At 62.6% G+C, this 14,463-nt stretch carries 15 protein-coding genes; 1 reads left to right on the top strand and 14 read right to left on the bottom strand.

Annotation, left to right across the window (positions count from 1 at the left end; translation table 11 throughout):
- Positions 1-10: 10 nt before the first annotated feature.
- Both HY921_08855 and HY921_08850 read right to left on the bottom strand, forming a co-directional pair.
- Positions 11-1,177 carry a cysteine desulfurase gene (locus HY921_08855; protein MBI5630979.1) on the bottom strand — a complete coding sequence of 389 codons (1,167 nt, stop codon included), beginning with the start codon at positions 1,175-1,177 and terminating at the stop codon, positions 11-13.
- Between the two features lie 42 nt (positions 1,178-1,219).
- On the bottom strand, positions 1,220-2,743 hold the full coding sequence (locus HY921_08850) for a hypothetical protein (protein MBI5630978.1): 1,524 nt from the start codon (positions 2,741-2,743) through the stop codon (positions 1,220-1,222).
- Positions 2,744-2,838: 95 nt separating this feature from the next.
- Here HY921_08850 and HY921_08845 point away from each other — a divergent pair, with 95 nt between their 5' ends.
- Positions 2,839-3,477, top strand: a complete 639-nt coding sequence (locus HY921_08845) for a hypothetical protein (GenBank protein ID MBI5630977.1) — start codon at positions 2,839-2,841, stop codon at positions 3,475-3,477.
- Positions 3,478-3,499: 22 nt separating this feature from the next.
- On the opposite strand, the gene sucD is transcribed toward HY921_08845, so the two are convergent.
- The 12 genes from sucD to HY921_08785 all read right to left on the bottom strand — a co-directional run bounded on the left by sucD (position 3,500) and on the right by HY921_08785 (position 14,423).
- Positions 3,500-4,408: a succinate--CoA ligase subunit alpha gene (gene sucD, locus HY921_08840; GenBank protein MBI5630976.1), complete on the bottom strand. Its 909-nt coding sequence runs from the start codon at positions 4,406-4,408 to the stop codon at positions 3,500-3,502.
- Positions 4,405-5,604, bottom strand: a complete 1,200-nt coding sequence (sucC, locus tag HY921_08835; GenBank protein MBI5630975.1) for an ADP-forming succinate--CoA ligase subunit beta — start codon at positions 5,602-5,604, stop codon at positions 4,405-4,407. Before sucC ends, sucD begins: the two co-directional genes overlap by 4 nt.
- Before the next feature lie 3 nt (positions 5,605-5,607).
- Entirely contained in the window at positions 5,608-6,792 is a 1,185-nt protein-coding gene (locus tag HY921_08830; protein ID MBI5630974.1) for a citrate synthase, read from the bottom strand.
- Positions 6,793-6,814: 22 nt separating this feature from the next.
- The gene (locus HY921_08825) at positions 6,815-7,309 is read right to left on the bottom strand and encodes a CBS domain-containing protein (GenBank protein ID MBI5630973.1); all 495 of its coding nucleotides are present in this window, start codon (positions 7,307-7,309) and stop codon (positions 6,815-6,817) included.
- A 4-nt stretch (positions 7,310-7,313) separates the two neighbouring features.
- Positions 7,314-8,357: a 2-oxoacid:ferredoxin oxidoreductase subunit beta gene (locus tag HY921_08820; GenBank protein ID MBI5630972.1), complete on the bottom strand. Its 1,044-nt coding sequence runs from the start codon at positions 8,355-8,357 to the stop codon at positions 7,314-7,316.
- 2 nt (positions 8,358-8,359) lie between these two features.
- The gene (locus tag HY921_08815; GenBank protein ID MBI5630971.1) at positions 8,360-10,243 is read right to left on the bottom strand and encodes a 2-oxoacid:acceptor oxidoreductase subunit alpha; all 1,884 of its coding nucleotides are present in this window, start codon (positions 10,241-10,243) and stop codon (positions 8,360-8,362) included.
- A 6-nt stretch (positions 10,244-10,249) separates the two neighbouring features.
- Entirely contained in the window at positions 10,250-10,714 is a 465-nt protein-coding gene (locus HY921_08810; GenBank protein ID MBI5630970.1) for a CBS domain-containing protein, read from the bottom strand.
- A 77-nt stretch (positions 10,715-10,791) separates the two neighbouring features.
- Entirely contained in the window at positions 10,792-11,619 is an 828-nt protein-coding gene (locus tag HY921_08805) for a Stp1/IreP family PP2C-type Ser/Thr phosphatase (GenBank protein ID MBI5630969.1), read from the bottom strand.
- Positions 11,616-13,031, bottom strand: a complete 1,416-nt coding sequence (locus HY921_08800; GenBank protein ID MBI5630968.1) for a CHASE2 domain-containing protein — start codon at positions 13,029-13,031, stop codon at positions 11,616-11,618. Before HY921_08800 ends, HY921_08805 begins: the two co-directional genes overlap by 4 nt.
- Before the next feature lie 66 nt (positions 13,032-13,097).
- On the bottom strand, positions 13,098-13,517 hold the full coding sequence (locus HY921_08795; protein MBI5630967.1) for a hypothetical protein: 420 nt from the start codon (positions 13,515-13,517) through the stop codon (positions 13,098-13,100).
- Complete coding sequence (locus HY921_08790) at positions 13,504-13,746, bottom strand: helix-turn-helix transcriptional regulator (protein ID MBI5630966.1); 243 nt, start codon at positions 13,744-13,746, stop codon at positions 13,504-13,506. Before HY921_08790 ends, HY921_08795 begins: the two co-directional genes overlap by 14 nt.
- Positions 13,747-13,835: 89 nt before the next feature.
- Positions 13,836-14,423 carry a biotin transporter BioY gene (locus HY921_08785; protein MBI5630965.1) on the bottom strand — a complete coding sequence of 196 codons (588 nt, stop codon included), beginning with the start codon at positions 14,421-14,423 and terminating at the stop codon, positions 13,836-13,838.
- Positions 14,424-14,463: the final 40 nt, after the last annotated feature.

Here is a 14,463-nt window from a genome sequence, read left to right as displayed (position 1 = left end):
GCCTTGCCCTTCACGGCTTGGCGCCCGCCGAACAGGCCTGGCGCAGGCTTGAAACCGCGCGCGGCAGGACCTCGAGGAATCGGTCGATCTGGGCCTCGGAGTTGCCGTAGCCAAAGGAGACCCGCAGGGACCCTGTCGCAAGCCCCGCCGGGACCCCCATGGCCGTCAGGACGTGGGAGGCAAGCGAGGAACCCGTTGAGCAGGCCGGCCCGCTCGAGACGCAAATCTTCTCCATGTCCAGGGCCACCACCAAATGGTGACCATCGAGGCCCTCGAAGCTGAAATGCGCGCAGTGCCACAGTCTCAAGCTGGGGTGCCCGTTCAAGCCGACCCTGGGAATGCGCAGAACCCCCTCGACGAGCTTGCGGTGCCAGGCTTGGTAAACCTTGGCATGTTCCTCCATCTCCTTGCGGGCGAGCTCGCAGGCCGCCCCCAGCCCAACGATGGAAGCAACGTTTTCCGTGCCCCCCCGCCGGTTTTTCTCCTGGTGGCCCGTGATGGTCTGCGCCAAACGCAGCCCCTTGCGCGCGTAGAGCGCCCCGACTCCCTTGGGGGCGTTGAGCTTATGCCCGGAAATCGAGAGAAGATCCACCCCCCATTTGGCCGCCTCGATTGGAATCTTGCCGGCCGACTGCACGGCGTCGGCATGCAAGAGAGCGCCCTTCTCGCGGCACAGGGCCGCCAAGGCCTCTATGGGCTGGACCGTGCCCACCTCGTTATTGGCGTGCATGACCGACACCAAAGCGGTGGCCGGGCCGACCAGGCTCGCGGCCTCGGCCGCATCCACGCGGCCTTGAGAGTCCACGCCCGCCAGATCCACGCGGAATCCCCTCCGGGATAAAAGCTTGAGGATGCCCCTCACCGCGTCATGCTCGATCGCGCTTGAAACCAAATGAGCGCGCTTGCCAGAGCTTTCGTCGAAGGCCGCCCAAGCCGCCCCCGAGATAGCCATGACGTCCGATTCCGAGCCGCAGGAGGTGAAGACGATTTCCTGGGAATCCGCGGCCCCAAGAAGGACCGCTACCCGCTCGCGGGCCAGCTCCACCGCCTTCCTGGCCCGCTGGCCCAGCCAATAGGGGCTGTTGGGGTTTCCGAAATCCTCCCTGAGGAAAGGGATCATCGCCTCCAGGACCTCGGGGCGCACCGGAGTCGTGGCGTTATGATCGAAATAAATCATGAAGCGTTCATTTTATCATTTCCCGCAAAGGAAATATTGAGGTCAGGGCGAAGGCGGCGGGAACGGAGGAAGGATCCTCTCTCGCTCGGCCTGCAGGCGCAAGCGCTCGAGATCATGCCGGGTCTGGGAAACCTGGGCCGATTGCGCCGAGCTCAGACGCTCAAGCTCCTCCAGGCGCGCCTGCAGGGCGCGGTTCTGGTCCTGGGCCTTCTCCAACTCGAGGGAAAGGCGGGTCGCCTCAATTTGGCGTTCGGAGTCTTTTTTTAGGAGCTCTTGATGCAAGCGCTCCCTCTCGGCCTGGAATTGGGTCTCGAGCTCCGCCTTGAGGCGGAGCTCTCTCAACCGCGTCTCCGCCTCCTTCTCGAGGCCGATCTGCTGGGCCAAATTCTCGCGCAAGGCCCTTAGCTCGCCGTCAGCCTGCATCTTGAGCTTGAGCTTTTCGGATTCAAGGCTTTGCGCGGCCTGGGCGTGGGCCTGCCCGCGGATCTCGGCCTCCCGCTCGGCCCATTTTCTCTGGAGCAATGCGAATTCCGACTTGGTTCGCTCCTGGGCTTTCTCCCATTCCGCCTTGGCCCGCTGGAGCTCGGAGATCACGGCCCGGCTGGCCGCCACCTGCCGCTCAAGGGCGCCGCAGACGCCCTTGAGCCGAAGCAGCTCCGCGCCGCCGCGGTCCAAGCTCTCCCTATGCTTCCGGATCTCCGCCTCCGCCTCCGCCTTGGCGCGGCGGATGTCGACGTCCGCCTCGGCGCGCAACCGCTGGGCGATCGTTTCCAAATCTCTTTGCAGCCGGTCCTGCTCGGCCAAAAGCCGCTCCTCGCGCTCCTTGGCCGCCGTGCGCGCGGCCTGCAGTTCCCTTTCCAGCTTTTCCTGGACCGAGGAAAGCTCCCGGCGCGCCAGGACAAGGTCGGCCTGGAGCTGGATGGCCTGCTTTTCCTTCTCTGCCGCGGACTGGACTCGCACCAAGGCCTCGGCCCTCTCTTGGCTGAGCTCCGCCACGCGGGAATCGAGCCACTTCTTATCGGAAACGGCTCGGCTAAGCTCCAGGTCGGCTCCCTTGAGCTTCTCGCTCAAGGCCTTGAGGGTCCTGATCTCCTCGTCCTTGGCCAGGCCCAACTTCTGCCACTGGGCCTTTTCTTCGAGCCAGCGCCGCTCCATCTCCTGAAGGCGCTGGGAAAAATGGATTTCGATGTCTCGATCCTGGTTGTCCTTGGCCTGGACCTGGTTCTTGAGAGTCGTGACCCAGGTCTCGCGCTCCTGGGCCAGGCGCTCCTCGAGCTCCTCGAGCCGAGCCTCAAGCTTGCGCCGCTCCTCCTCGAGTTCCTGCTCGCGCCTATCGCGCCTGAGCTTCTCCTGCAGTTCCCGCAGGGATACCTCGACCCGAGCCGCGTTGACGGCCTCTTCCTGGCTTTTGAGATTGGCCACCAGAAGCTTTTCCCGCTCCTCCTGGAGACGCTTCTCGAGATCGGAGAGCTTCTTCTGGTACTCCTCCTTCTCAGAAACCGGAGGCGGGAGTGGCGCGGGAACGGGAGGCGCGGGCGGCTGCAGGGGCTGGTTCTCTTCGGCCATACAACGTAAGTTTAAGGGGGAATTGTTACATTTTCAAGTCGGCGGCATGGCAACGGCGGCTTGACCCTCGGAGCGATCCCTGTTAAACTAGCGCCATGGCGGCCGAGAAAGACCCTCGGAAACGGCGAACGCTCTTCCTCATCATAGGGGCAGCGCTTTCCTTGCTTCTTCCCCTTGGCGCAGCCGTATACCTTAAAATCAAGGACAGCGGCAGCCAGGCCGGGCCGGGCCTCCTGGGAGGAGCCGTGTTCCCGCGCCGGGCTTACGATGCTTCCACGGTAAGACGCATCGCTCCGGCGGCCACACCCGCAGCACCCCTGAGCGCGCCCCCGGTTTCCTCGAAGCCGGCTTTGAAGCCCCAGGGAAGCACCGACTCTTCCTTGGACTATATTCGAGGAGGCTCGGACTACTATCAGGAAAGAAAGCCGGCCGCAGCCCCGCCCGTCCCGGCGACCGCGGCGCCAGAGCCTCCGGCTCCAGAGGCCAAGCCCCGTAAGCCGGCCAAAGCAGCTCACAAACCCGTGCCCATGCCGAAGCTCAAATCCCTCAAGGGACCCATCAATTTCCGAAGCAAGTCCTTCGGGACTAAAAAGAATCAGGACCACGCATCAGAAGAGGCCCAACAGAAAGGCCAGACGCCGGACATGGAAGAACTTCTCAAGAAGGCAGGAAACCTGCCGCAGGGCTCCGGAACGCCGGACGTCAATCAACTGCTAAAAAATATCCCAAAATAGCGCAATTCGAATTCGGTGACAGTTACCGAATTGCCGCCGCCGAATTGCCGCGAAGCGCGCGCGCCGCCGCCGCGCCGATCTCGCTCAGATTCTCCACCACCGTGACGCCGGCTTGGCGCAAGGCCGCGACCTTGGAGGCGTGGGTGCCGGCCCCGCCCTCGATGATGGCCCCGGCATGGCCCATGCGGCGTCCGGGAGGCGCGGTTTTTCCGGCGATGAAGGAGAAGACGGGTTTTGACATCTTTTCCTTTATATAGCGGGCGGCCTGCTCCTCGCTAGAGCCCCCGATCTCCCCGATCATAATCACGGCCTCGGTGGCCGTATCGGCCTCGAAGAGCTCCAGGATGTCGACGAAATTGCTGCCCGCGATGGGATCTCCGCCGATCCCGACCACGGTGGACTGGCCGAGGCCTTCGCGCGTGAGCTGGTGGACGGCCTCGTAAGTCAAGGTCCCGGAGCGCGACACCACGCCGACCGTCCCGGACTTGTGGATGTAAGCCGGCATGATTCCGGCCTTGCACTCCCCGGGAGTAATGACACCGGGGCAGTTGGGCCCGATCAAGCGCACCCGGTTGCCGACCAAATTGCTGAGCTCCAAGGCCTTCTTGACTTTGGCCATGTCCAAGACCGGAATGCCTTCGGTGATGCAGACGATAAGCTCGACCCCCGCTTCCATGGCCTCCAAGACCGCATCGGCCGCGAAGGGGGCGGGAACGAAGATGAGGGATGCCTGGGCCCCGGTGCGCCGCATGCCCTCGGCCACGGTGTTGAAGACCGGAAGGTCCAGGTGCGTGGAGCCCCCTCGCCCCGGCGTCACTCCCCCCACGATCTGAGTGCCATAGGAAAGGCACTGTTGGGCATGAAAAGTGCCTGCCGCGCCGGTAAAGCCCTGCACCAGGATTTTGGAATCTTTATTTAAAAGGATGCTCATGGGCGGATCCTCCTCTCGGTGCCTGGCTCGCGCAGCGTGCCTGGCACCGCCGCCACGGCCTTCTGCGCCGCTTCCCACAAGTCCTCGGCCTGAATCAGGGAAACCCCCGAGCGGGAGAGAAGGGCCCGCCCTTGCTCGACGTTGGTTCCCTGGAGGCGCACCACCAGGGGCACCTTGAGCTTCACCTTCTTCATCGCTCCCAGTATCCCGGAGGCGATAAGATCGCATTTGACGATGCCCCCGAATATGTTGACCATCACGGCCTTGACCTTGGGGTCCTTGAGGATGATCTGGAAAGCCTTGGTCACGCGCTCCTCGGTGGCGGAGCCCCCGACGTCGAGGAAATTCGCGGGGCTGCCTCCGGCAAGAAGAATGGTGTCCATCGTCCCCATGGCGAGCCCCGCGCCGTTGACCATGCAGCCGATGCTGCCGTCGAGGCCTATGTAGGAAAGCTCCGCCTTCTTGGCCTCCAGCTCGAGGCTTGTGGCCTCATGATCCTTTTTCTTGGCCAAGTCCGGGTGGCGGAAAAGCGCGTTATCGTCCGTGATCACCTTGCCGTCCAGGGCGAGAAGACCCTTGGGGGTCAAGACCAGGGGATTGACCTCGACCAGGCTGCAGTCGTAATCCACGAAAAGCCGGACCAAGGCCTTGGCCACTTTGCAGAACTCCCCGATCCTTTCCGCCGGCAGGCCCAAGGCGAAGGCCATAGTCCGAGCCGCGTGGTCGGCGAGACCCGCGCAGAGGTCGACCGGCTGACGCAGGATGGCCTGCGGGTTCTCCTCGGCCAGTTTCTCGATCTCCATGCCGCCTTGGGCCGAGGCGATGATGCAGGGGCCAGCGCTTTGACGGTCCAGGACCACGGAAAAATAGATCTCGCGCTCGATTTTGGCTCCCGCCTCGACCAGAACCTCACGCACCTTGATGCCATGCCCCTGGGTCTGATGGGTGACCAGATTCATGCCAAGAATGGACTTGGCCGCTTCCCGCGCCTCGCGCGGGGTCTTGGCAAGCTTGATGCCGCCGGCCTTGCCCCGGCCTCCGGCCAGGACCTGGGCCTTGATCACCCATGGCCCCTTGCCGGCTTTCCTCAACGCCGCCGGCAGCCGTGCTATGGTCTTGATGACGCCGCCGGAGGGAGGGACCGGGACAGCCCGGTCTCGGAAGAGCTCTTTCGACTCGTATTCCAATAATTTCATCGCTTATCTTTGTGAAATAGGGGTGAATTTGCGCGGGGCGGGCCCCTCGTAGAGGGAATTGGGGCGGAAAAGCTTGTTCTCCTGCCAATACTCGATCACGTGGGCCGTCCAGCCCGCCACGCGGGCGATGGCGAATATGGGCGTGAAGAGATCCGTGGCGATGCCCATCTGGTGGTAGATGATGCCAGAATATAAATCCACGTTGGGGAATATTCCCTGCTGGCCCTTGCGCTCGATCACCGCCTTCTCGAGGCGGTCCGTCATCTGGAACAAGCGGGAGAACTTGGTTCTCTGGGAGAGGCGCCGGGCGAACTCCTTGAGAATGCGCGCGCGCGGATCGTAGTTCTTGTACACGCGATGGCCGAAGCCCATGAGCTTGACCTTCTTGGCCAAGGCGTCATCCACGTAGGCCTCCACGCGGTTGGGATCGCCGACCTCGAGAAGCATCTTAAGAACGGCCTCGTTGGCCCCTCCGTGAAGCGGGCCCTTGAGGGCTCCCACGCCCGAGGAGACCGCGGAGTAGAGGTCGGACAGCGTCGAGGCCGTGACAAGGGAGGCGAATGTCGAGGCGTTCATCTCATGATCGAGGTGGAGGATGAGGGCCACGTCCATCACCCGCGCGGTGGACTCGTCCGGCTCCTCCCCTATGAGCATGTAGAGAAAATTCGCGGCGTGAGACAGCTTGGCGTGGGGCTCGACGGGCCTTTGGTTCTGCCGCAAGCGGTGGAAAGTCGCCATGATGGTCGGAAACTGCGCCGTCAAGGAAATGGCCCGGTGAAGGTTCGCCTCTGGCGAGCGCTCGGGGTTATGGTCGAAGGTTGCCAGCAGGGACACCACGGTGCGCAGCGCGTCCATGGGATGGCAGGTGTGGGGCAGCATGGCTATAAAATCGACCACCTGTTGGGGCAGGGCTCGGTTCTTGCGGAACTCCTCCTTGAGAGTCTCCAGCTCCTCGGCCCGAGGAAGCCGACCATGCCAGAGCAGGAACGCGCACTCCTCGAAAGTGGAGCCCGCCGCGACCTCCTCTATGGGATAGCCCACGTAGTAGAGCTTGCCCTGAGCGCCGTCTATCTGGCACAAGCGGCTCTTTGCCGCGACCACGCCCTCCAGACCCGGGGAGTAGCCCTCCGGGGGCTTCTTGCTCAAGGATTGAAGAAGGGAGTCCGCGTTGGGTTTGGGGTCAACCATGGAAGTCCTCCAAATTAAACCATCACTTGCACAGGTATCGCAGCAGATCTCGAGCCGAAACAACGCCGTAAGACCCGTCCTTGAAGCGCACCGGCATGTGGCGGTGTCCGCTCATCGCCATGCGGTTGAAAACGTCGGCCACCTGATCCTCCTCCTGGAGGCAGGTGGGCTTGGGGCGCATGGCGTCCCGGACCGCCATCTTGGAGAAATCCGCGTGGGCGGGCACCCGGAACAGGAGCTCCCTTTCCGAAATGATTCCCTCGAGCTTGCGGCCGTCCACCACCAAGAGACAGCCGACCTTGGCCTCACGCATGGCCTCGATGGCTCGGGACAGGCTTTCCTCGGGGCCGACCTTGGCCGCGGCTTGGGGAGCCAAGCTCGCCACGGTGCCCTGCAGGATGCGGCGCTCCATGCCTTGCTTGGGGGAAAATTGCTCCAGGTGTACCAGAGGGGCCTGGCAGGAGTCGCACTCGTCGGCCCCGGCGATGTTGACGAAGCCGCACTCAGGGCATTTCATGGGATCAGGCGCTCCTGACGACCCAGTTTTCGGAGCCGGCCAAAAGCTTCTGGAGGTCGGCCGAGCCCGCCTTTTTGGCCTGGGCCACTTGCTCGTCTATGAGCTCGTGCAGGACCGGGCGTTCCACGCTGCGGAACACCCCCTGGGGCACGGGAAAATACGGGCGCTCCAAATGAGCGATCAGGTGAGCCAAAGTGGCGTTGGGAGCCTTCTCGTCATGCACTAAGAGGTCCCTCGGCGGCTTGCCGGGCTCGAACTCGACCGTTTCGGGGACAAACCCGTTCTTGAGCCGGATGCCGCGATTCTTGTCCTTGCCAAAGACCAATGGCTTGCCGTGCTGGAGGGTCAAGGTCGTGTCGTCGCGCAAGGCTTTCTCCGAAACCTCCGCCCACGCCCCATCGTTGAAAACGATGCAGTTCTGGAATATCTCCACGAAAGCCAAGCCCTTGTGGAGGGCCGCGCGGCGCAGGACCTCGGTCAGAAAGGGGAGGTCCGTGTCCACGGCCCGGGCCACGAAGGTGGCCTCGGAGGCGAGCGCGATATTGACGGGGTTGACGGGGTAGTCCACCGAGCCCTGCGGAGTGGACTTGGTCTTTTTGCCCTGCTCGGAAGTCGGCGAGGTTTGGCCCTTGGTCAGGCCATAAATCTTGTTGTTGAAGAGCAGTATCTTGATGTCGACGTTGCGCCGCAGAGCGTGGATAAGATGGTTGCCTCCGATGGAAAGGCCATCTCCGTCCCCGGTCACGACCCAGACCTGGAGATCGGGACGGACGCACTTGAGCCCCGTCGCGAACGTGGGGGCCCGGCCGTGAATGGAGTGGAAACCGTAAGTGTTCATGTAGTAAGGGAAGCGGGAGGAGCAGCCGATCCCGGAGACGAACACGTACTTCTCGCGCGGAATCCCGAGGCTGGGCAGAAGCTTCTGAATCGTGGCCAAAATCGCGAAATCCCCGCAGCCCGGGCACCAGCGCACGAGCTGGTCCGATACGAAATCCTTGCGGGAGAGCATCGGACCCGAGGCGGGCAGCGCTGTTATATCCTCTTCCATGATTATAGACTCCGGCCCTTCAAGATGCTCTCGACCCCGGCCTCTATCTCGGAAACCTTGAACGGCTGGCCCTTGATCTTGTTGAGGCCCACGGCCGGGACCAGGTATTTGGCCCTCAACACCTTGAGCAATTGCCCCATGTTCATCTCCGGAACCAGGACATGCTCGTATTGACTCAAGATGTCGCCCAGGTCCGGGGGCAGGGGATTCAAATAGCGCAAATGGATCGAAGCCACGGCTTGACCCCGGGCCTGGCAGTTCTTGACCGCGGCCGTGATGGCGCCGTAAGTGCTTCCCCACCCGACCACGAGGACCTTGCCTTTCCTGGGGCCGAGCACATCGGTCGCTGGAATATCCTGGACCACTTTGTTGACCTTGGCCGCGCGCAGGCGCACCATGCGCTCATGGTTGTCGGGATCGTAGCTGACGTTGCCCGTGACTTCGGCCTTTTCGAGGCCGCCGATGCGATGCTCGTAGCCTGCTAGGCCTGGGCTCGCCCAGGGCCTGGCCAAGGTGGCCTCGTCTCTCTTGTAAGGCTTGAAGTCCGCGGAAGATGGGATCGAGGGAACTTCGATCTTCGCCAAGCGCTTGGCGTCCGGGATCAGCCACGGCTCGGAACCGTTGCCCAGATAACCGTCCGAGAGGAAAAAGACCGGAGTCATGTACTTAATGGAGATGCGGAAAGCCTCCAAGATCATGTTGAAGCAGTCGGAGGGCGTGGCGGCGGCCACGACCGGGACCGGGCACTCGCCGTTGCGCCCGTAGAGTACTTGGAGAAGGTCTGCCTGCTCTGTCTTGGTGGGAAGGCCGGTGGAGGGCCCCCCGCGCTGGACGTTCAAGATCACCAAGGGCAGCTCCACCATGACGGCAAGGCCGATGGCCTCGGATTTCAAGGCCACTCCCGGGCCGCTCGTGCCCGTGGCCGCGAGCGCGCCGCCGAAAGCCGCGCCTATGGTCGAGCCGATGGCCGCGATCTCGTCCTCGGCCTGGAAAGTCTTGACCCCGAAATTCTTATGCTTGGAAAGCTCGTGGAGAATATCGGAGGCCGGGGTGATGGGGTACGATCCGTACCAGAGCTCGAGCCCGCTCAAGTGGCAAGCCGCGACCATGCCCAAGGCCGTGGCCTCGTTTCCGGTGATGTTGCGGTAGAGCCCGGGGGCGATCGGCGCCTTGCGCACGCGATAATGATGGCCGAAAATTTCCGCGGTCTCGGCGTAGGCATTGCCGGCGTGCAAGGCCTTGTGGTTGGCCTCGACCAGAAGCGGGTTCTTCTTGAACTTGCTCTCGATCCAGCGCAGGGTCGAGTCCATTGGCCGGTCATAGAGCCAATACATCATCCCCAAGGCGAAGAAATTCTTGCAGCGCTCGACCTGGACCTTGGTCAAAGGCAGTCCCGCCAAGGAGTTCCCGGTCAGGCGAGAAAGCTCGACCGGAATCACGCGGTAGTCGGAGAGGGAGCCGTCCTCCAAGGGATTCTTGGCGTACTGGACCTTGGCGAAATTCTGGGAATTGAACGAATCGACGTTGACGATCAGGAGCCCGCCTTTCTTGAGATCCTTGATATTGGCCTTGAGCGCGGCCGGGTTCATGGCCACTAGCACGTCGGGAGCATCCCCTGGAGTCAATACCTCCCGGGAGCTGAACTGGATCTGGTAGCCGCTCACCCCGGGGAGCGTGCCGACGGGGGCGCGGATCTCGGCCGGGTAGTCCGGCAAGGTGCTCAAATCGTTCCCGGCCATGGCCGTGGAGGTCGTGAACTGCATGCCGGTGAGCTGGATCCCGTCGCCAGAGTCGCCGGCGAAGCGAATGGTGATCGCCTCGAGCTCCTCGATCCTTCCGGGATTGGAATCGGGCTTGAGCTGGGATTTGAGGTTGATTTCACTCATTTGAATTCAGGCTCCGTCCGCGTCCTCGCTGACCACGTGGGGCTGGGGAGGACGGTTAACCACCGCCGCCGGGAAATGGTCCGCAAGATATTCGATTAAGGTATTGACCGTGACCAAAGAGGCCGGAGCCCCCTTATCGTCCACGATCGGCAGATTGCGCAAGCCCTTCGAGTTCATGGCCTCGACGGCCTCGCCGACCGTCTGGTCCAGGCGGGCCTTCAGGGGATCTGGAGTCATGTACGCGGCGACGGTTTCGCCTTTCCGGAGCCGGCCCACGGCCCTGAGCAGGTAATCTCTCTCGGTGAAAATGCCCACCAGCTTCTGGCCTCGGCAAACCATGAGGCAGGGCGTCTGCTTTTCCCGCATCAAGGCCAATGCATCCTGCATGAACGCATTTTCTTGGACGCAAACCGGCTCGGAATGCGCCAGGCGAGCCAGTTTTTCGCTCAGGGCCTTGGTCTTTACGGACATGAGTTGGAGAAAAGCCTCCGATGAAAAGTATACCCCTTCCAGAGGTCGAAATCAAACAAGAGACCGGCCAGACTACACTAGTGCTCCCACAAGGAAGCCACGAAATTCTTGAGCCCGCTCCGCCTCTGGAAGACGACTCGCGCCGCCACCACCGTGATATTGTCGTCTCCGCCGGCCAGGCGGGCCTTCTCTATGAGCCGGGCGGCGATTTTCCGGGGAGAAGCCGATTCCGACAGAGTCCCGCGGATTTCATCATCGCAGACCATCTTGGTCAAGCCGTCGGTCGCCAGAAGCAGGAGATCCCCGGGATACAGGGCATGCTCGGCCACGTCCACCTGCACATGGGGCTCGGCTCCCAGGGCCCTGGTCAGGATGTTTTGAAGGCTCGAGCGGGAGGCCTCCTCCGGAGTCAGAAGGCCGGACCTCACATGCTCGGCGACGAGGCTGTGGTCCCCCGTGAGGAGAAGGAGCTTGCCTTCGCGGTAGAGGTAGAGCCTGCTGTCGCCCACGTGCGCCACGCAAAGCGAGCTCGGGTCGGCCAGCACGGCCACCACCGTGGTGCCCATGCCGCCTTCCGCGGCCATGGCCCGGCCCTTATCGTAAATCTCTCTGTTAGCCCGGGCCACGAAGGACTCGAGCATCCTGGGGAGCTCCGAGGCGCCGGCGGCCTGTCCCTCGGCGGCCACGGCCAGATCCTTGGCGGCGGCGAGCGCGGCCTGCCGCCGGACAGATTCCTCGATAGAGGATACCGCCATGGCGCTGGCCACCTCTCCCGCGCTATGGCCGCCCATGCCGTCGGCCACGATCATCAGGCCCAGCTCCTGCTTGACGGTGAAGCTGTCTTCGTTGTTGGGCCTGACACAGCCCGGGTCCGTGGCTCCGCTCATCTCGAGAATCGCGCTCATTGGGGTTCCTTGGCGGGGCCTCCCGGCTCCAGCGAGGGGATGCTTTCCACGACCGCCGCCTCCCCTTCCACGACCGGAGTGGCCTGCGCCGTGGGCTCTGGACGCTCCGGCGCGGGCGCTTCAACGGCCCGTCTTTTTCTTGGAGACTCCGCCGCGGACTCGCAGGTCAGAGACCTTTTGAAAAGGAGAACAAGATAGCCCAGGGTCATGAGACTGCAGGGGTAGGTGACCTTGACCCAATCCCCCTTCATGAAGAAATAAGTGCCGAGGCCGAGGATCAGCGCCGATGACGAGCCGCAAAGGACGGTTCCCCACACCGCCCCGACCCGCGGCAAGGCAAGCGCCGCGAATAATGCGGCCGCCGCCAAAAGCCCCAACTCCGCTAGCGGCGCCCAGGGAGGCTCGGTCAAAAATCGCGCATGGATGATGTTCTCGACCGCGCTCGCGCAAAGCTCGAGGCGAGGCAAGCGACGGGACAAAGGAGAGGCCGCGAACTCCCCGGACCCCGCCGCGGTCAAGCCCACCAGGACTATCTTCTCCTTGAAAATGTCCATGGGGACCCGGTCCGCCATCACGTCCTGGAAGGAATAATAACGAAAGGTCTGCGCCGGGCCGCTGAAGGTGATGAGCATCCTCTGCTCCTCGTCCATGGCAATGGTCCGGCGCCCGAAGCGCAGCTCATGGCCGCGGACCAAGCGGGCCTGCTCGGGCTTTATTCCCAAGAAGGACCAGGCCAGGCGCAAGGCGTAGGAGGGCAGGTATGAGCCGCCATAGGCGGCGATCAGAGGTTCCCTACGGACCACGCCATCCTCCTCGACATCCACCATGACATGCCCGACCCCGAGGGCCGCCTCCGCTAGAGGCGGAATCGGGGGGAATGCCTTCAGGGTCGCGCCCTGCCCCGGAGCCATAACCACGGGAAGTACCACGTTTCCGGACAGCTTCAGAGCCGCCGCGAGCTTGGCGTCTGAGTCCAAGGCTCTCGCGGCCGAGGAGAACAGGATGGAGAATTTCCCCCCCTTGTCCACCACGGCTCGGGACTTCAGCATATCATGGTACTCGGACTCGAGCTTGGCGATCTCCGCCAAGCCCTGGCTCTGCTCCGGCTCGGAATAATCGAAGCCGAGGCCGATCACCTTGGGCTGGGCTTGGGCGAGCTTCTCCACCAGAGCCGCGATCCGGGAGCGGGGCCAAGGCCAGCGCCCCAGCTCGGCCAAGGATGCGTCATCCACCGCAATGAGGGCGATCTCGGGGGCCGGGTCGAGATTCTGCCGCAGTTGGGCCCGGTAATCGTAGAACTTAAGCTCCAGGCCGTCGAAAATCGGGAAAAGCCCCGGGAAATAATAGGCCGCCCCGACAAAAAGGCTTGTCGCCAAAGCGATGAAAGCGTCCGAAATCCAGCTTTTCCTCATGAGAATCCAACCAAAGCCGAGTGTAACCCTGCGGATAATTTATGTCAAGCCTGCGGCCGCGCGGGCTCAGGAGCGGATCCTGCGTGAAAACAGATGCAGGAGAAGGACTTGCACGGCGGCCAAGGTGAAGAATGTCCGCGCCACCCCCGGCTTGAATATCGAACCGCTTTCATAAAAATATTGAGTCGCCTTATGCTCTCTCTCGACGATTTCCGGGTAAGGCGCGTTAGCGCTCGGGAAACCCAAGCTTGGCCACATCAAGAAAAATTCCTTTTCGACTTTCCCCTTCCGCAGTTCGTAAGGCCCCACCTTCACCAGGGGCGGGACGCGGTCTCCCTGCCAGCGGGTGTAGCTGAAGAGATTGATCCGAATCATTCCGGCGAGCCCCGCTCCCAAGAAGCCGCAGAAAACGATCAGAAAAACAATCCTCGCCGCCTTTAACGCCACGATTTTTTCCCGCTCGTCTCGTTCGCTAACGAATAGCATGGTGACCTCCATGGGCCCTGAAATGAAAGACTTCCTCGATAGGCTTGCCGAAAAATCGAGCCAACAGGAAAGCGAGCTCGAGCGAGGGCCGGTATTCCCCGTTTTCTATGTAATTGATGGTCACGCGGGTCACGCCCACGGCGTTGGCGAGCTCCTCTTGGGTCATATTCCTTTTGGCTCGCAGATCCCTGAGGTCATTGGAAATTCTGCTGGTCGGGTTCTTTCCCATGCCGGTATTTCGCCACTATAGTAAAGGAAGTTTTACATTTTGTCAAGACGTAGGGAAAATAACCGCGGGCGCCCGCAGCCGCTTGGGATTTAACGGAGGTTTTGACTTCTACCGACAAGCTTCCAGCCCAGGGGCAGGAGCGCTGCGGAAAGGCAGGACTTGGCGAGGTCCCCGGGGATGAAGGGAAGCAGGCCCGCGGAGAGAAGCCGGGAGAACGGGACGAAGCGCGAAAGGCCGAGCAGCCCAAACAGAAATATCACCGAGCTGCTCGCAAGCATTAAAGCCAAGGCCCGGAAGGGATCGCGGTCCCAGCCGCGCTCGGCCAAAACGCCCGCAAGCCAGGCCCCGGGCAAAAAGCCGATCAAGTAGCCCCCGGTCGGGCCCAGGAAATGGTGGACTCCCGCGGCCCCTCCAGCGAACACCGGAAGGCCCAAAGAGCCTGCGAGAAGGTAGAGAGCGACCGCCCGAACCCCGGCCCGCGGCCCCAGCAGGGCCCCCGCGTAGAGCACGCCCAAGGTCCCGCCCGTGATGGGGACGGGGGTCCATGGCAACCGCACCTCAAATTGCGCGCAAAGGGCGATAACCAAGCTCATGAGCCCGGACAAGGCCCAGGACTCGGCGCGCCCGGCCCTGGGCCAAAAAGCCCAGGCCAAGGTGGTGGTTTTCAAGGTCCGCATTTGCGTTATGGTACAAAATCTATTGCGTAAAATGGCAAAC

The organism is Elusimicrobiota bacterium (assembly GCA_016218575.1).
Taxonomy (GTDB): domain Bacteria; phylum Elusimicrobiota; class Elusimicrobia; order UBA1565; family UBA9628; genus JACRDN01.
This window is presented reverse-complemented; position numbering and strand designations above follow the sequence as displayed.